The sequence below is a fragment of the Kocuria sp. genome (genome assembly GCF_030530945.1).
GTDB lineage: Bacteria > Actinomycetota > Actinomycetes > Actinomycetales > Micrococcaceae > Kocuria.
Genome location: NZ_JAUMTZ010000006.1, coordinates 25655 through 42260, shown reverse-complemented (window position 1 = coordinate 42260; position 16606 = coordinate 25655). Strand labels below are relative to the sequence as shown.

Sequence of the window (16606 nt, the reverse complement as noted above, 5' to 3'; positions counted from 1 at the left end):
TGGGAGTCTGGGAGTCTGGGACGACAAGTGCCCCGCCCGTGACGGGCGGGGCACTGCTCGTGCCCTCGATTGGATTCGAACCAACGACACCGGCTTTAGGAGAGCCGTGCTCTATCCCCTGAGCTACGAGGGCAACAGTGCTCCACTGTATCCGCGCCGCCGCCCACCCGCGAGTCCGGCGCACAATGGGAGCATGACCGTCTACATCGACCCGCCCCGGTGGCCCGCGCACGGGACCGTGTTCTCGCACCTCGTCTCGGACGCGTCCCTGCGGGAGCTGCACGAGTTCGCGGCGGCCCTCGGCATCTCCGAGCGCGCCTTCGACCGCGACCACTACGACGTCCCCGCCCACCGCCACGCGGACGCGGTGGGCCTGGGCGCCACTGCCGTGGACGGCAAGCAGCTCGCGCGCCTGCTGATCGGCAGCGGCCTGCGCATCCCCGCACGACGCCGCCCGGCCAAGCTCGCCTCCGTCCTCACCGACCGGTGGGAGCGCCACTTCCCCTGGGACCCGGAGACAGGACACGACCTGGTGGCGCGGTGGAGCGAACCCCACCGCGTCTACCACGGACCCGCGCACCTGCTGCACGTGCTCGAGTCGCTCGACCGTCTCACGGACGCGAGGGCCAGGCCCCACCTGGTGCTCGCCGCGTGGTTCCACGACGCCGTCCACGAGGGACGCGCGGGCCAGGACGAGCGGGACTCCGCCGAGCTGGCCCGGGCCGCGCTCGGCTCGGCGGCGTGGCCGGAGGGCACGGGTGAGCGGGTGGCGGAACTGGTGCTCGTCACCGCCGAGCACTCACCCGATCCCGGGGACCGGGAGGCGTGCCTGCTGGTGGACGCGGACCTGTCGGTCCTCGGAGGTCCGCCCGAGGACTACGAGCGGTACCGCCAGGCCGTGCGTCGGGAGTACGCCTCCGTGCCCGAGGACGAGTTCCGCGCGGCGCGGACGGACGTGCTGAGCGCCCTGCTGACCAAGCCCAGCCTCTTCCACGACCCGCAGGCCGTGCGGCTGTGGGAGGAGCGGGCCAGGAGAAATCTGGCACGGGAGATCGAGCGGCTCGGCTCACACTGAGTCGGAGGCGGACTCCCGGGCCCGGCGGGTGGCGGCGCGGCGGCGTCGGAAGACGACCGCGGCGGTCACCAGCCCCAGGATGATCCCGATGCCGCCGAAGACCGACAGCCACATGGCCACGTGGCCCACGAAGGCCGCCACGATGAAACCCACGATGATGCCGGGAAGTGCCCCGGCGACCATGCCCACGGCGTAGTAGGTGAATTCCTGGTCCTGGGGGGTTCGGGCGGCGCTGGAGAAGTCGGTGGACATGCCCACGATTCTACGACCGGCACCTGGACGCCGACCGGTCCAGAGCGCGCGGTGCGGGCGGGCACGACGAAATGCACGGCCCCCGTCGTGCGACGGGGGCCGTGCATTCCTCAGGGTGTCACCCGGAGTGCGGCGGATGCCGCAGTCCGGTGGAGTCCCGGGGTGGCGGCGCGGGATCTGCCGCGCCTTCCGTGCGTGGGAACGCTCAGCCCACGCGGATGAACTCGGGGCCGGAGCCCACGTACGCGGTGGTCTTCACGGTCTGGTTGCCGTTCCACCCGCCGTGCACGGCCTGGCCGTTGCCGGCGTAGATGGCCACGTGGGCCTGGCCGCTGCCACCGTTGGCGTAGTAGGCGATGTCACCGGCGCGGGCCTGGTCCGCGGAGACCGAGGTGCCCAGGGACTTGTAGTCGGCCGGCCAGCCGTGGAAGTTGATGCCCACGGCGGCCAGGGAGTCGGACACGAGCTGCGTGCAGTCCTGGTTCTCCCCGATCTGCGCCTCGGCGGCGCCGAGGATGGCCTGGCCCTTGGCGGAGCCGGACACCGTGGAGGTGGTCTTGGCAGCGGTCTTGTGCACGGTGGTGGACTGCGTGGAGACGGTGCTGACGGCAGCGGTCGCGGCGGTCCTGGTCTCGACCCCGGTGGTACCGGTCTGGGCGGTGGTCTTCTGGGTGGTGGCCGTGGCTGCCTGGTGGGTGCTGACACCGGCGGTGCGGGTCTGCGTGCCCTGCGAGGCGGGAACAGCGCTGCTCGCGGGAGCCACCGGGGAGTAGACCTGGTTGCTCTGCTGCGCGGCGGTCTCCGCGGCAATGGTCTGCTGGGTGGGCTGCGCGGCGTGACGGCCCTGGGCCGGGGCCTTCGCGGGGACCGGGGTGACCTGCTCGGAGGCGGTCGTGACGGTGGCGGAAGCCGGGGCCGCGGGAGCCTGGGCCGCGGGAGCGGCGGCGGCGGGGGCCTTGAGCGGGGTCACGTCCGCCACGGGAGCGGCCTGCACCACGGAGGACTGCACGGCGGTCGGGGCGGCGGCCTTCTCGGCCTTCTTGTCCTGCGCCTTGGTGGTCTTGCTGTCGGCCTTGTCCGCCTTCGCGGCGGGCTCGGCGGAGACGGTGGTGTCGGCGGCCGGGGCCTCGGACACGGTGGCCGCGGGGGCCTGCTCGTCAGCGTTCTGCGTGGCCTGCACGGACACGGTGGTGGCCAGGGCCAGGCCGGAGAAGGCGGCCACGGCGGCCACGGTGCGGGCCTTGCCGGCGAAGAGGTTCTTGGCGGGAGCGGCGTCGTTCGACATGCGTGTGGTTTCCTAACACGTTCGTGTCCACCCAGGGCACGGAGGTGTGCAGTGACCGCGACGTTCTCAGCGCTTCGACGGTGCACCGTTGGTGGGCGGTGTGGTGATGTTCTGTTCTGTCACGGGCGGGCTGGCCGTGCCCACCGGGTGGACCGGTGGGCACGGCCGCCGCCGCGTCCTGCTGGAGGGGTGCCCGCGTGGGACCTCACGGTCCCGGGCACGCCGGATCAGCGGAAGGTGTAGTAGCCGTCCACGTGCATGGCGTTCACGGCGTGGATCTGGGTGCCCTGCGAGGGGTTGAGGGCGGAGATCATCTGGCCGTTGCCGATGTAGATGCCCACGTGCGAGCCGCCGTTCTGGGAGACCAGGTCACCCGGCTGCGGGTTGGAGGTGGGGGTGCCGGCCGCGAACTGCGCCCAGGTGGTGCGGGGCAGGTTGATGCCGTTCTGCGCGTACACCCACTGGGTGAAGCCGGAGCAGTCCCACGCCTTGAAGCTGGAGCCGCCCCACACGTACGCGCCACCGACGCCCTGGTAGGCGGTGCCCGCCAGACCGCTGGCGGAGCGGGAGGAGGAGGACTGGGTGGTCAGGCCGGAGCCGGAGGCCAGGGTGTCCTGGGTGGAGGAGGTGCTGAAGGACATCAGCGAGGTGGTGCTCGACTGCGTGCTGTAGGACGTGGTGGTCCCGAGGTCGGCGACCTCACCGGCGGCCTGTGCGGGCATCGAGATGCCGGCGACGGCGGCACCGGCGGCCACGGCTGCGACGGTGGTGTTGCGCACCATGTGCGAGGACGTCTCGGCGCGGTGGCGGGCAGAGCTCTGCTTCATGAAAGACATGGGTGTTCCTCCCTGCGCCTACGGGGTGAGCTGTCGGGTTCGGATGGGAGACATCCGGCCGCGCGCAACGGTGATGCGCGCTGACTTGACCCCTAGGGTTCGTTGGGCTGTAACGAATCCGGAAGTGGTTCCCCCGCTTCTGCCATGCGGATTTTCTGTGTACGGGATCCCGGGTGCGCATGGCAGAACTCGGCGAGCGCTCGGGAGTGCCGGATCCGACCAGTGATCGGCACGGACACGACTGTACAGGAGAGATAACGAAAATGTCACGTTTTGATTACAACGGATCACAGAACGGCCACGGTGGCCTGAGCCCACCGCCCGTCAGGAGAGGGACTCGGTGACCCGGATGGCCCGGGCCGTGGCGGCGTCGATGTCCAGGGAGACCCCCGTCTCCACGTTGGTGACCAGCACACGGTGCTCGTCACCGGGGTTGGGCTCCGCGGTGACCCGCGACCCGGTGAGAATCCCCGCGGAGCTGAGCATGTCGATGAGCTCCAGGTCCGCCTGCACCACCTCGGGCAGCAGCCGCACCCGGTGCTCCCGCCTCTGCTCGGCGGTGGCCGCGTCCCACAGGGTGAGCCCTCCGAAGGCCTCCGGGGTGCCGCCTCCGGACCCCTCGGGCCGCCGACCGGGGATGGGGGTGCCGTAGGGGGACAGCTCGGGATCGTTCAGCAGGTCCACGAGCCGCTGCTCCACCCGTTCGCTCATCACGTGCTCCCAGCGGCAGGCCTCCTCGTGGACGTGCGCCATGTCCAGTCCCACCACGTCCGCGAGCAGCCGCTCCGCGAGGCGGTGCTTGCGCATCACGGACACCGCGGTGGCACGACCCTCGGCGGTGAGCTGCAGCGAGCGGTCCGGGGCCACGGAGAGCAGGCCGTCGCGCTCCATCCGGGACACGGTCTGGGACACGGTGGGCCCCGAGTGGTGCAGCCGCTCCACGATCCGCGCGCGCATGGGCGTGATGCCCTCCTCCTCCAGCTCCAGAACCGTGCGCAGGTACATCTCCGTGGTGTCGATCAGGTCGCCGCTCATGGTCCGTCCTCGAATTTCTGCGCACCGCAGCGCGCGGGTCAAGGGTCCGCGGTAGAGGTGCCGCTCGGCCCGTGGTGATGGTTCAGGGGAAGTGTAACGAGTGGCCCCCGGAAGGCGCCCGCGTCCACGGCACCCCACCGGGCGGGCACAATGGGGAGCACAGCCCGTGCCGTCCCCGGAGGAGTTCCCCGTGACCGACCTGCCCCTGATCCCCCCGTCCCTGCTGCCCGCGGACGGCCGTTTCGGGGCCGGCCCCTCCCGCGTGCGGCCTGATCAGGTGGCTGCCCTGCAACGTGAGGCCATCCGCGTGCTGGGCACCTCCCACCGCCAGGCGCCCGTGAAGGATCTGGTGGCCCGGGTGCAGCGGCGCACGGCCGAGCTGCTGAAGGCGCCCGAGGGCTACGAGATCGTCCTGGGGATGGGAGGGGCCAGCACGTTCTGGGACAGCGCCGCGTTCGGTCTGGTGCGTGAGCGCGCGCAGCACCTGGTGTTCGGCGAGTTCGGGGCCAAGTTCGCGAGCGTCACGGACAGGGCGCCGTTCCTGGAGCCGTCCGAGGTGCTCGAGGCCCCCGCCGGTTCGCGCCCCTCCGGCCCCCAGCCGCACGAGGGCGTGGACGTCTACGCCTGGCCGCAGAACGAGACCTCCACGGGCGTGGCCATGCCGGTGCGCCGCGTGGCGGCAGAGGGTGCCCTCACCGTGGTGGACGCCACCTCCGCGGCCGGCGGGATGGCTGTGGACCTGTCCCAGACGGACGTCTACTACTTCTCCCCGCAGAAGAACCTGGGCAGCGACGGCGGCCTGTGGCTCGCGGCCTTCTCCCCCGCCGCGCTCGAGCGCGTGGGGCAGGTCGAGGCCTCCGGCCGCTGGACCCCGGACGTGCTCTCCCTCGCCACTGCGGTGGCGAACTCGCGTCAGCACCAGACGTACAACACCCCCGGTCTCGCCGGGCTCGTGATGCTGGACGAGCAGCTCGGCTGGCTCCTCGAGCAGGGCGGGCTGGACTGGGCCGCCCACCGCACCGCGGAGACCTCAGCCCTGGTCTACGACTGGGCGGAGCGCAGCCCCGTTGCCCGGCCGTTCGTCGCGGACCCCGCCCACCGCTCCCCGGTGGTCTGCACCGTGGACTTCGACGACGCCGTGGACGCCTCCCGGATCGCGGCGGTGCTGCGGGCCAACGGCGTGGTGGACGTGGAACCGTACCGCAAGCTCGGCCGCAACCAGCTGCGCATCGCCACGTTCGCCTCCGTCCCCCCGGAGGACGTGCGTGCCCTGCTGGGGTGCATCGACTGGACGGTGGAGCACCTCGCCTGATCCCCCGCGTCCCCTCCCGGACGGGGCGCGCGCGATGTCCGCTACGCCTCGTCCGGGGTGGTGGCCGCCCCGGCACCGGGAGTGCGACGGCGAGCGGCGTCGTCGGCCGGGGACGCGTCCCGGCGGGTGCGGCGCAGGAAGAGGCACCCGATGAGCACCCCCGCCGCCCCGGCGAGCACCGCGGAGCCCATGCCCCAGCGGGGACCGAGCGCGTCCGTGAGCCAGCCCACCGCGGGCGCGCCCACGGGAGTGCCGCCCATGAAGATGGCCATGTAGAGACTCATCACCCGCCCGCGCATCTGCGGGGACGTGGTGGTCTGCACGTAGGCGTTCGCGGTGGTCATGATGGTCAGGGAGGAGACCCCGCACGGGACGAGCCACAGGGCGAACACCCACAGCGCGGGCGCAGTGGCCGCGCCCAGGCAGGAGACCGTGAACGCCGCGCACCCAATGAAGATGTAGCGCAGCCGCGCGCTGGCCCGGCGCGCGGAGAGCAGCGCCCCGGTCACGGTGCCCAGCGCGAGCACCGAGTTGAGCGCGCCGAACTCCTGGGAGCCCCGCCCGAACACGGTCCCGGCCATGCTCGCGAGGTACACGGCGAAGTTCATGCCGAACGTGCCGATCATGAAGATGGTGCTCATCACCGCCACGAGGTCCGGGCGGTGCAGGACGTACCCCACGCCCTCACGGATCTGCCCGCGCGCCCGGGTGGCGCGGGGCGAGTGCCGCAGCCGGGTGTCGTCGATCATGAGGATGGCCCAGATCATCGCGGCGAACGTGAGGGTGTTGAGCATGAACACCCACCCGGTTCCCACCGCGGCCACCAGCACTCCGGCCACCGCGGGCCCGATGAGCCGCGCGGAGTTGAAGGACGTGGAGTTCAGGGCCACCGCGTTGGAGAGGTGGGTGTCCGGGACCATCTCCGAGACGAAGGTCTGGCGCACCGGGGCGTCGAAGGTCGCCACGGCCCCGAGCGCGAGCGCGAAGACGTACACGGTGCCCAGCTGCGCGAGACCGAGCAGCAGCAGCGCCCCCAGGCCGGCGGCCAGCAGGGCCATCACGCCCTGGGTGACCAGCAGGATCCGGCGGCGGTCGTACCGGTCCGCGAGCACGCCCGCGTAGGGCGCGAGGAGCAGCTGGGGGACGAACTGCAGGGCCATGACCACGCCCATGGCGGTGGCGTCGTGGTCGGTTAGCTCGTCGAAGACCAGCCAGGACTGGGCGGTGCGCTGCATCCAGGTGCCCACGTTGGACACCAGCGCACCCGTGAACCACAGGCGGTAGTTGCGGATCCGCAGGGAGCGGAACATACCGGTCCCGGCGGGGTCCGGTGCCGGCCGCGCGGACGCCGCGGTGGGTCCGCGCCCTACGATGACGCGTCGCCCCCGGAGAACGCGACCGCGGCGTCGACCGGGCCCTCGGGTGCCGGGGTCTCGGGGGCCGGAGCCTGGGAGCCGGCGTCCCGGGCGGGGTCGGCGTCCGGGGCGGGGGAGGACTCGGCGTCCGGGGACCCCTCACCCTCCTGCTCGCGCACCGCCTGCATCCGCTCCTCCCAGGGCACCCACGCGGGTGCCAGGAGGGAGTCCGGCCCGGCCAGCAGCCCGGACTCGCACACGGTCACGTGCTTGCTCCGGGGAGCACGGGCCACGGTGGCGTACCAGGTCCACCCCGGGTAGCCCCGCAGCCTGCACTCGAAGAGGTGGGTCAGCAGCCGGTCCTCGTGGACCCGCACCCCCACGTGGTCCCCCACTCCGCTCTCGTCCTGGCCGCCGAGCAGCACCGCCTCCCGGGCGAGCGCCACGGCGGCGCTCAGCACGGGGTCCTGCTTGGGGGTCCGGGTTCGGGCACGGGTGCTCGTGCGCCTGCGGGGTGCGGGTGCGGGTGCCCCGGCGGCGGTTCCGTCCTGGTCGGTGGTTGGCTCAGACATCGAGCTCGTCCGCCACGGTGCGCAGGATGGTGGCGATCTTCCGCCCGTGGGAGTGGTCCGGGTAGCGCCCCCGGCGCAGGCCGCCGGACATCCCGTCCAGCAGGCGGATGAGGTCCTCCGTGAGCACGGCCATCTCCTCGGGCGGCTTGCGGGTGTTGCGCGTGACGGACGGCGGCGTGCCGAGCACCGTGGCGGACAGCGCCTGGGCACCGCGCTTGCCGTCCGCGATGCCGAAGTCCATGCGGGTCCCGGGCTTGACCGTGGTCACCCCGCTGGGCAGCGCCGACGCGTGGAGAAACACCTCCTGGCCGTCGTCGGTGGCCAGGAAACCGAAACCCTTGTCTGCGTCGAACCACTTGACCTTGCCCGTGGGCACGCGGATCACCTCAGTCTCTTCATCACGTGGCGGCCGCTGCGCGCAGCGGCGCCGCACTATGCGAACACCACAGTTTAGCCCCCGGCCGCCCGGGTGGCCTCCCCCGCGCGCGGCGCCTTGCTACCTTGTGCCCATGCCTGATTCCAGCCCCTCCACCCCGTCCGCGCCCGCCGCCCGCCGCTCCGGGGACCGCATCTCCGGCCTGCTCGCCACGGCACTCGTCCTCACCGTGCTGTGCGCCCTGTCCATCGCCGCGGTGCTCGTGGCCGCCGCAGGCGGGCACGTGCTCTGGGGCGGGTTCACCATCTTCCCGGCCGTCCTCCTGCCGGTGGCGTTCCTGCTGCTGTGCGTGGAGCTGGTGCGCGGCGCACGACGACGCTCGGCCCGCTGAGGCGCGCGGGCGGCGTCGTCCGCGGGCTCATCATGGCGAAGCGCGGAGACGGCCGCCTCGACGGGCACCCAGAATCCCATCGGCAGCGGGCCAGGATACGTCCAGGAAACACGGAGATAGTGGGAGCATGAACACCAAGACCCCTGAAGCGAAGCTGCTCGTCGTCGACGACGAGCCCAACATCCTCGAGCTGCTGGCCACGTCGCTGCGGTTCGCCGGGTTCGAGGTGGTCACGGCCGCCAACGGGCGTGACGCCCTGCTCAAGGCCGAGGCCGAGGACCCCGATCTCGCGGTGCTGGACGTGATGCTCCCGGACATCGACGGCTTCGCGGTGACCCGCAAGCTGCGCGCGGCCGGGCGCCACTTCCCCATCCTCTTCCTCACCGCCAAGGACGACACCGACGACAAGGTCGCCGGCCTGACCGTGGGCGGCGACGACTACGTCACCAAGCCCTTCAGCCTGGACGAGGTGGTGGCCCGCATCCGCGCGGTGCTGCGCCGCACCCAGCCCCTCGAGGAGGAGGACTCCCGCCTGAGGGTGGACGACCTCGTCCTGGACGACGACGCCCACGAGGTGTTCCGCGGCGGGCGCGAGATCGACCTGTCCCCCACCGAGTTCAAGCTGCTGCGCTACCTCATGCTCAACCCCAACAGGGTGCTGTCCAAGGCGCAGATCCTGGACCACGTGTGGGAGTACGACTTCAACGGCGACGCCTCCATCGTGGAGTCCTACATCTCCTACCTGCGCCGCAAGATCGACAACGACCCCGAGCAGCCCTCCCTGATCCACACCAAGCGCGGCGTGGGCTACCTGCTGCGCTCCGCGGACAAGCGCCACTGACCCCTTGAACGTGCTCACCCGGCGGTTCCGCTCCGCGTCCCTACGCTCCCAGCTCATGGCCCTCACCGGGCTTCTGCTCGCCGTGTCCGTCATGGTGACCACACTGGTGGCCGTGTCCGTCTTGCGGGACTCGCTGGTGACCAGCAAGGACCAGGAGCTCGCCCAGGCCGTGCACACCATGGCACCGGTGCTCACGGGAGCACTGCGCGGGGACGTGAGCACCCCGGTGCCAACCTCCGGCTTCCTCCTGGACCGGGACGGGCACGTGGTTGCCACCGCGCGCGGCGGCGCCTCGGACGACGCGAACTCGCCGGACCCGGACCTGTCCAGGATGACCCTGGACTACGTGGAGGCCCACGAGGGCCAGGCCGAGACGGTGGGCTCCGAGGGGAACTCGGACCGGACGTGGCGCGTGCTGCCCAGCAAGCTCACCATGTTCGACATGTCCCTGGTGGTCGCGGAACCCCTCGACCGCACCAACGCCATCATCTCCGGGGTGGGGCTGCTGACCTTCAGCTTCGGCCTGGCCACCCTGCTCGCCGCCATGACCGTGGGCTGGGTCCTGGTCACCCGGGCGTTCCAGCCCCTGCGCCAGGTGGAGGCCACCGCCGCACGGATCGCGGACGGGGACCTGTCCCAGCGCATGGAGGGCTACAACCCCCAGACCGAGATCGGCCAGCTCTCCACCTCCCTCAACGCCATGCTGGGCCACATCGAGGACGCCTTCGACGCCCGCACCCGCTCCGAGACCAAGCTGCGCCGCTTCGTGGCGGACGCCTCCCACGAGCTGCGCACCCCTCTGGTCTCCATCCGCGGCTACTCCGAGCTCTACCGCCACGGGGCGCTGCAGACCCCGGAGGACGTGGGCAAGGCCATGGACCGGATCGAGTCCGAGTCCAAGCGCATGACGCAGCTCGTGGAGGACCTCCTCACCCTGGCGCGCCTCGACGAGCGCCGGGTCACCACCACGGGTCCCGTGGACCTGCTGCACCTGGCCTACGACGCCGCCTCCGACGCCCACGCCACGGCGCCGGACCGCAGCGTGGCCGTGGTGGGTCTGGACAGCCCCTCCCCGGAGGCCGCGTGGGTGCACGGCGACGAGTCCAAGCTGCGCCAGGTGGTGGCGAACCTCATCACCAACGCCCTGCGCTACACCCCCGCCGGTTCCCCGCTGGAGCTCGCGGTGGGGCTGGAGCCCGCGGTGGACGGGCAGTTCACCTCGGTCCTGCAGGTGAGGGACCACGGTCCCGGCATCCACGGCGACGACGCCGAGCGGGTCTTCGAGCGCTTCTACCGGGCCGACTCCTCCCGCACCCGGGAGACGGGGGGAACGGGGCTGGGGCTGTCCATCGTGGCGGCGATCATCGACCAGCACGACGGTGCGGTGAAGCTCGAGGAGACGGACGGCGGCGGGGCCACCTTCACCGTGCGGATCCCCCACGCGGAACCTGTGGACACCGAGCGCCAACCCTCCTGAGTCCACAGGCGGGCCCGCCGGGAGGCACATCGCGCACCCCGGCGCCTAGCGTGCGGTGGACCGGCAGGGTGCCGGTGCACACACGGTCTCCCCAGGAGGAACCCCATGGCCCACTTCGTGGTGGACAGCGACACCATCGCCGCCAAGTCCCAGCAGGCCCACGGCCACATCGAGCGGCTCGGAGCGGAGGTCAACGGCATGACGGCCACGCTCACGGACCTGGAGGGCTCGTGGACGGGCACCGCGTCCGCGAGCTTCCAGGAGGCCCTGCGCTCGTGGCGCAGCGCCCAGGCGCAGATGGAGCAGGCTGTGGCTCAGATCAACCAGGCCCTCGCCACCGCGGGGACCCAGTACGCCGAGACCGAGGCCGCCAACGCCCGCATGTTCGCGGGCTGAGACCGCTCAGTCCTCCGCCGTGACCTGGTGGTGGCGCAGCAACCACGGACCCATCTCGTTGTGCTGGTCCTCGCGCACCCACACGGAGCTGCGCCGGGTCACGGCGGAGGGCTCCTGCACCCGGTAGCTCACGTGGTAGCCGCCCGCGCCCAGCGCACTCACGCGCAGCTCCTCCGGAACCCCGCCACCCGTCCCGGCACGGCGCTCGAAGTCGGCGGCGGTGCCCGTGCGGCCGTGGGCGTCCACCCAGAGCATCCCGGGGTGCAGCCGGTCCTCACGCGAGCTCCCCGGGCGGTGGGTGAGCAGCGCGGTCTCCCGGTCCAGGGCCTCAGCCACCAGGTGCGCGGGCACGGACCCGGCGCCCGGCGCTGCGCCCTCCGCGGGGGGCGCCGGGACGGCAGCGGGTGCGGAGTGGTCCAGCTCGGCGAGCTCGGAGAAGAGGTCCGGTTCGACCCGGTCCCCCGCACCGCTCGGTTCGCGGTCTCCCCCACTGCCCCGGCCGTGGCCGCCTCCGCCCCCGGCGCCTCCACCGGGGCGGGCCTGCGCACTCGTGAACGGTTCTTCTGCCGGTCCGGGGGTGTGCGTGGCATCTGCGCGGTCCCGGAACCCGGGTCCCGTGGGCATGTCCTGGGGCGCGGTCCCGGCCTGGTAGGCGGTGGCCACGGCACGGGCGCGCTGGTCCGCGGCTTCGTTGAGCTCGTGTCCCGCGTGGCCCTTGACCCACTCGAAGCTCACGCGGCGCCCGGTGAGCTCCCGGTCCAGGGCTTTCATGATGTCCACGTTCATCACGGGCTTGCCGTCGCGCTTCTTCCAGCCCTTCTTCTTCCAGCCGGGCATCCACTTGGTGATGGAGTTGATCACGTACTGGCTGTCGCAGTAGACCGTGAGCGGCTCGTCCGCCCGGTGGCGGGTCTCCTCCAGCAGGTTCAGCACCGCCGTGAGCTCGCCCATGTTGTTGGTGCCGTGCGCCCACCCGCCCGCGCGCCACGAGGTGGGGTCGATGTACCAGGCCCAGCCGGCCGGGCCCGGGTTGCCGAGTGCCGAGCCGTCCGCGGAAGCAATGATCGTCATGGCCCCATTCTCCCAAAGCACCCCGACAGGCAGAACCGGGAGTGCAGACGATCTGGTCCGGCCCGATCCGCCCCGTGGCGAGCTCGCCGGAGCAGGGAAAAGGACCGGAACATGAAAAGGACCCCGGATGCGCCCAGCGCATCCGGGGTCCTTCGCGATCCCACCCGTGTGGCGGGTGGGAGCACTGCTCAGGGCAGTGGGATCACATCATGCCGCCCATGCCGCCCATGGGGTCGGCACCGGCGCCCGCACCGGCGGCCTCCGGCTCGGGCTTGTCCGCCACCACGGCCTCCGTGGTGAGGAACAGACCCGCGATGGACGCGGCGTTCTGCAGCGCGGAACGGGTCACCTTGACGGGGTCGTTGATGCCCGCGGACATGAGGTCCTCGTACTCGCCGGTGGCGGCGTTGAGGCCCCAGCCGGTCTCGAGCCCGCGGACCTTGTCCACCACCACGCCGGGCTCCATGCCGGCGTTGAGGGCGATCTGCTTCAGCGGCGCGTCGATGGCGACCTTCACGATGTTCGCACCCGTGGCCTCGTCACCGGAGAGGTCCAGCGAGTCGAACACCTTGGCACCGGCCTGGATGAGGGCCACGCCACCACCGGCGACGATGCCCTCCTCCACAGCGGCCTTGGCGTTGCGCACGGCGTCCTCGATGCGGTGCTTGCGCTCCTTGAGCTCCACCTCGGTGGCGGCACCGGCCTTGAGAACGGCCACGCCGCCGGCGAGCTTCGCCAGGCGCTCCTGCAGCTTCTCGCGGTCGTAGTCGGAGTCGGAGTTGTTGATCTCCGCGCGGATCTGCGCCACGCGGCCCTCGATCTCCTCCTGCGTCCCGGCACCGTCCACGATGGTGGTCTCGTCCTTGGTCACCACGACCTTGCGGGCCTGGCCCAGCAGGTCGATCGTGGCGGACTCCAGCGACAGGCCCACCTCCTCGGTGATGACCTGGCCGCCGGTGAGGATGGCGATGTCCGCGAGCTGCGCCTTGCGGCGGTCGCCGAAGCCGGGGGCCTTGACGGCCACGGACTTCACGGCACCGCGCATCTTGTTCAGCACCAGCATGGCCAGCGCCTCGCCGTCCACGTCCTCGGCGATGATCAGCAGCGGCTTGCCGGCCTGCATGACCTTCTCCAGCACGGGGACCAGGTCCTTCACGGCGGAAATCTTGGAGTTCACGATGAGGATGTAGGGATCCTCGAGGACAGCCTCCTGGCGGTCCGCGTCCGTGACGAAGTAGCCGGAGAGGTAGCCCTTGTCGAAGCGCATGCCCTCGGTGAGCTCGAGGTCCAGCCCGAAGGTGTTGGACTCCTCGACGGTGATGACGCCTTCCTTGCCCACCTTCTCCATGGCCTCGGCGATGAGCTTGCCGATCTCGGGGTCCGCGGCGGAGATGGACGCGGTGGCGGCGATCTCCTCCTCGGTCTCGATCTCCTTGGCGGAGGACAGCAGCTGCTCGGTCACGGCGGCCACGGCCTTCTCGATGCCACGCTTCAGCGACAGCGGGTCGGCGCCGGCGGCCACGTTGCGCAGGCCTTCCTTCACCAGGGCCTGGGCGAGCACGGTGGCCGTGGTGGTGCCGTCACCGGCGACGTCGTCGGTCTTCTTGGCGACCTCCTTGACGAGCTCGGCACCGATCTTCTCGTAGGGCTCCTCGAGCTCGATCTCCTTGGCGATGGACACGCCGTCGTTGGTGATCGTGGGGGCGCCCCAGGACTTCTCGAGGACCACGTTGCGCCCGCGGGGGCCGAGCGTGACCTTCACGGCGTCCGCGAGGGTGTTCAGACCCTTCTCGAGGCCGCGGCGTGCTTCTTCGTCGAATGCGATCATCTTTGCCATGTGTTTCGTCCCTCCTGGACGGTTGACAAACAAGACTTGCCACCACGGTGCCCGCGACGGACGGTGCGCCCCACGGTCCTCACCGCGCGACGGTCACCTCACCGTGATGTGGTTTCACTCGGCCGCCGGGCAACCGCCACCGGACCCGGTTAGCAGTCCACTCGACTGAGTGCTAATCCAATAGTGGCACCCGTGCGCGCGGAACCGCAAACGATCTGCGCGCAGGACGCTCAGGTTTCATTCCCGGCTGAACGCACCGGCGCAGGAGGGGCCACGACGCCGCCCGCGAGGGTTTCAGCGGCGGCCGCCGGGGCGGCGTGGGCCCGGGTGTCCTGCGCGGTGCGGGGGGCGTTGACGAAGCAGAACGCCCCGAGCACCAGCGAGAGCACCCCTGCCGCCAGCACGGCGCGCAGCTGGCCGCGCGAGCCGGTACGGGCGCGCGGGTTGTGGCCGCGGTGGGCGCCCTGCCGGGAGCCGTCCTCGGGGACGTCGTCGAACTCGTCGCGGGGGTACTCGCTCATCGTCTCGTTCCTCTCGGACGTTCGTCGGGGGGGGGCGGTGGTGTGCGCGGCCGTCGCCACCGCAGGCGGCAGATTGCCGGCGTCTCCACAGGAGGCGGCCGGTCGTGGCCGTCACGGGCGGTCTGCTGGAGCGCGCCGCGGAGTCAGCGGGTGCGGGCGCGGCGCAGCCGGCCGATCAGCATGGGCGCGTGCCGGGCGGCCGCGTCCGAGGAGATCAGGGAGTTCAGCCGCTGGTAGTAGTTCACGGGACTGAGCCCCAGCCGGGTCCGGATGGCGGACTCCTTGGCGCCGCGGTACTTCCAGTGCTCGGCCTCGAGCGCCAGCAGCGCGCGGTCGTCGTCGTCCAGATCCTCTCCCGTGGTAGACATGGCCCCAACCCTAGCGCGCGGTGCGCCGCGCCGTCGTCCCCAGGAGGTCACCCGTGAACAGCCCCCGGCCCTTGCACGAGATCATGCACGAGGAGTGGGCCCGAGCCCTGCAGCCGGTGGAGCCGCGGATCCGGGAGATGGGCGAGTTCCTGCGCAGGGAGCACGCGGGGGGACACCACACCCTGCCGGCGGGGCGGGACGTCTTCCGGGCGTTCCGGGAGCCCATGAGCGCCGTGAAGGTCCTGATCGTGGGCCAGGACCCGTACCCCACGCCGGGCCACGCCATGGGGCTGTCCTTCTCGGTGGCGCCGGACGTCCGCCCCGTGCCGCGCTCGCTGCAGAACATCTACAAGGAGCTGCGATCGGACCTGGGCATCGACCCGCCCGCGCACGGCGACCTCTCCTCGTGGTCCGGACAGGGGGTCATGCTGCTCAACAGGGTCCTCACGGTCCGGGCCGGAACCCCCGCCTCGCACCGGGGCAAGGGCTGGGAGGAGGTCACCGAGTGTGCCATCCGTGCGCTCGGAGAGCGGGGCACGCCACTCGTGGGGATCCTGTGGGGCAAGGACGCCCGTGGCACCGCGCCGTGGCTGGGTGGTGCCCCCACGGTGGAGTCCGTGCACCCCTCTCCGCTGTCAGCGTCCCGGGGCTTCTTCGACTCCCGCCCGTTCTCCCGCGCGAACGCCCTGCTGCAGGAGCAGGGCGCGGAGCCCGTCTCATGGCAACTTCCCGGTTAGGGTGCCCTAACCTGGTGTCATGACGACACCTCCCGCACCCACCCGCAAGCCCCAGCTCGACCTCACCGTGCTCGAGCGGATCCAGCTGTCCCCGGCCATGGTGCGGGTGGTCTGCCGCATCGAGAACCCCGAGGACTTCCGGGACGTCCCCGCGCCCGAGAAGTACGTGAAGCTGCTGTTCTTCCCGCCCGCCGTGGCCGACTCCGCGCCGGGCGGCTTCCCCGACTACTGGGCGGTGCGCGAGGCCGCCGCACCCCAGGACCAGCCGGTCTCCCGCCACATGACGCTGCGCCGGGTGGACACGGACACCGCCACGGTGTGGATCGACGTGGCGCTGCACGGCGCGGCAGGCTTCGCCGGGCCCTGGGCGGGCGCCGCGGCCCCCGGCAACCGGATCGTCGCCCTGGGCCCCGGCGGCACGTGGGTGCCGGACCCGGAGGCCACCTGGACCCTGCTCGCGGGCGACGACGCCGCCGTCCCCGCCGTGCTCGCAAACCTCGAGGCCCTGCCCGCCTCCGCACGCGGCGAGGTGGTCCTGGAGGTGGCGGACGCCGCACACGAACTGGACCTGGGCGGCGTCGCCGTCCCGGAGGGGATGCGCGTGCGGTGGGTGCACAGAGCCACGCAGGCACCCGGCGAGCGCGCGCTCGTCACCGCCCTGGCCGGGGCCGCGTGGCCCGAGGACGTCTCCGGGGTCCAGGTGTTCGTGCACGGGGAGCGCGAGGCCATGAAGGCCGCCCGACGGGAGCTCTTCGAGGTCCGGGGGCTGGAGCGCTCGCAGGTCTCGCTGTCCGGCTACTGGGCGCAGGGGCGCACGGAGGACATGTTCCAGGCGGAGAAAAAGCTGCCCGTGGGCAAGATCATCTGAT

General features: G+C 71.8%; 19 protein-coding genes, 1 tRNA gene and 1 riboswitch. Of the genes, 8 read left to right on the top strand and 12 right to left on the bottom strand.

Annotated elements, in window-relative coordinates; genetic code table 11:
* Positions 1–60 precede the first annotated feature (60 nt).
* Positions 61–133: transfer RNA gene (locus Q4A22_RS07215), tRNA-Arg, on the bottom strand.
* 60 nt (positions 134–193) lie between these two features.
* Between Q4A22_RS07215 and Q4A22_RS07210 the strand changes: the two genes are divergently transcribed.
* Positions 194–1075, top strand: coding sequence for a DUF4031 domain-containing protein (locus Q4A22_RS07210; protein ID WP_303178124.1), 882 nt, complete (start codon positions 194–196; stop codon positions 1073–1075).
* On the opposite strand, the gene Q4A22_RS07205 is transcribed toward Q4A22_RS07210, so the two are convergent.
* The 4 genes from Q4A22_RS07205 to Q4A22_RS07190 form a co-directional block, all read right to left on the bottom strand.
* Positions 1067–1327 carry a hypothetical protein gene (locus Q4A22_RS07205; protein ID WP_303178123.1) on the bottom strand — a complete coding sequence of 87 codons (261 nt, stop codon included), beginning with the start codon at positions 1325–1327 and terminating at the stop codon, positions 1067–1069. The two genes, Q4A22_RS07210 and Q4A22_RS07205, sit on opposite strands and share 9 nt — an antisense overlap.
* A 205-nt stretch (positions 1328–1532) precedes the next feature.
* Complete coding sequence (locus Q4A22_RS11835) at positions 1533–2612, bottom strand: NlpC/P60 family protein (protein ID WP_368410618.1); 1080 nt, start codon at positions 2610–2612, stop codon at positions 1533–1535.
* A 227-nt stretch (positions 2613–2839) separates the two neighbouring features.
* Complete coding sequence (locus Q4A22_RS07195) at positions 2840–3448, bottom strand: C40 family peptidase (protein ID WP_303178122.1); 609 nt, start codon at positions 3446–3448, stop codon at positions 2840–2842.
* A 3-nt stretch (positions 3449–3451) separates the two neighbouring features.
* Positions 3452–3610, bottom strand: a riboswitch (cyclic di-AMP (ydaO/yuaA leader).
* A gap of 162 nt (positions 3611–3772) precedes the next feature.
* Positions 3773–4483 (bottom strand): metal-dependent transcriptional regulator, encoded by a 711-nt coding sequence (locus Q4A22_RS07190; protein WP_303178121.1) that lies wholly within the window; start codon positions 4481–4483, stop codon positions 3773–3775.
* A 190-nt stretch (positions 4484–4673) separates the two neighbouring features.
* Here Q4A22_RS07190 and serC point away from each other — a divergent pair, with 190 nt between their 5' ends.
* Positions 4674–5795 carry a phosphoserine transaminase gene (gene serC, locus Q4A22_RS07185; protein WP_303178120.1) on the top strand — a complete coding sequence of 374 codons (1122 nt, stop codon included), beginning with the start codon at positions 4674–4676 and terminating at the stop codon, positions 5793–5795.
* A gap of 41 nt (positions 5796–5836) precedes the next feature.
* Here serC and Q4A22_RS07180 read toward each other — a convergent pair whose 3' ends face one another.
* The 3 genes from Q4A22_RS07180 to Q4A22_RS07170 are packed head-to-tail and all read right to left on the bottom strand — an operon-like array spanning position 5837 to position 8098.
* On the bottom strand, positions 5837–7105 hold the full coding sequence (locus tag Q4A22_RS07180) for an MFS transporter (RefSeq protein ID WP_303178119.1): 1269 nt from the start codon (positions 7103–7105) through the stop codon (positions 5837–5839).
* 56 nt (positions 7106–7161) lie between these two features.
* Entirely contained in the window at positions 7162–7722 is a 561-nt protein-coding gene (locus tag Q4A22_RS07175; protein ID WP_303178118.1) for a DUF3027 domain-containing protein, read from the bottom strand.
* Complete coding sequence (locus Q4A22_RS07170) at positions 7715–8098, bottom strand: cold-shock protein (protein ID WP_303178257.1); 384 nt, start codon at positions 8096–8098, stop codon at positions 7715–7717. Before Q4A22_RS07170 ends, Q4A22_RS07175 begins: the two co-directional genes overlap by 8 nt.
* Positions 8099–8231: 133 nt before the next feature.
* Between Q4A22_RS07170 and Q4A22_RS07165 the strand changes: the two genes are divergently transcribed.
* The 4 genes from Q4A22_RS07165 to Q4A22_RS07150 all read left to right on the top strand — a co-directional run bounded on the left by Q4A22_RS07165 (position 8232) and on the right by Q4A22_RS07150 (position 11203).
* Complete coding sequence (locus Q4A22_RS07165) at positions 8232–8489, top strand: hypothetical protein (RefSeq protein WP_303178116.1); 258 nt, start codon at positions 8232–8234, stop codon at positions 8487–8489.
* 127 nt (positions 8490–8616) lie between these two features.
* A complete protein-coding gene (locus Q4A22_RS07160) occupies positions 8617–9330 on the top strand; it encodes a response regulator transcription factor (protein ID WP_303178114.1) in 714 nt (237 codons plus the stop codon).
* Positions 9331–9334: 4 nt separating this feature from the next.
* Positions 9335–10807: a HAMP domain-containing sensor histidine kinase gene (locus Q4A22_RS07155; RefSeq protein WP_303178112.1), complete on the top strand. Its 1473-nt coding sequence runs from the start codon at positions 9335–9337 to the stop codon at positions 10805–10807.
* 105 nt (positions 10808–10912) lie between these two features.
* Positions 10913–11203: a WXG100 family type VII secretion target gene (locus Q4A22_RS07150; protein ID WP_303178111.1), complete on the top strand. Its 291-nt coding sequence runs from the start codon at positions 10913–10915 to the stop codon at positions 11201–11203.
* A gap of 6 nt (positions 11204–11209) precedes the next feature.
* Here Q4A22_RS07150 and Q4A22_RS07145 read toward each other — a convergent pair whose 3' ends face one another.
* From Q4A22_RS07145 to Q4A22_RS07130, 4 genes are all read right to left on the bottom strand, one after another.
* The gene (locus Q4A22_RS07145; protein ID WP_303178110.1) at positions 11210–12274 is read right to left on the bottom strand and encodes a ribonuclease H; all 1065 of its coding nucleotides are present in this window, start codon (positions 12272–12274) and stop codon (positions 11210–11212) included.
* 202 nt (positions 12275–12476) lie between these two features.
* The gene (gene groL, locus Q4A22_RS07140; RefSeq protein ID WP_303178109.1) at positions 12477–14111 is read right to left on the bottom strand and encodes a chaperonin GroEL; all 1635 of its coding nucleotides are present in this window, start codon (positions 14109–14111) and stop codon (positions 12477–12479) included.
* Between the two features lie 230 nt (positions 14112–14341).
* On the bottom strand, positions 14342–14632 hold the full coding sequence (locus Q4A22_RS07135; protein WP_303178107.1) for a hypothetical protein: 291 nt from the start codon (positions 14630–14632) through the stop codon (positions 14342–14344).
* A gap of 143 nt (positions 14633–14775) precedes the next feature.
* Entirely contained in the window at positions 14776–15000 is a 225-nt protein-coding gene (locus Q4A22_RS07130; protein WP_303178105.1) for a DUF3263 domain-containing protein, read from the bottom strand.
* A gap of 53 nt (positions 15001–15053) precedes the next feature.
* Between Q4A22_RS07130 and Q4A22_RS07125 the strand changes: the two genes are divergently transcribed.
* Positions 15054–15737, top strand: a complete 684-nt coding sequence (locus tag Q4A22_RS07125; RefSeq protein ID WP_303178104.1) for a uracil-DNA glycosylase — start codon at positions 15054–15056, stop codon at positions 15735–15737.
* Positions 15738–15756: 19 nt separating this feature from the next.
* Complete coding sequence (locus Q4A22_RS07120) at positions 15757–16605, top strand: siderophore-interacting protein (protein WP_303178102.1); 849 nt, start codon at positions 15757–15759, stop codon at positions 16603–16605.
* Position 16606: the final 1 nt, after the last annotated feature.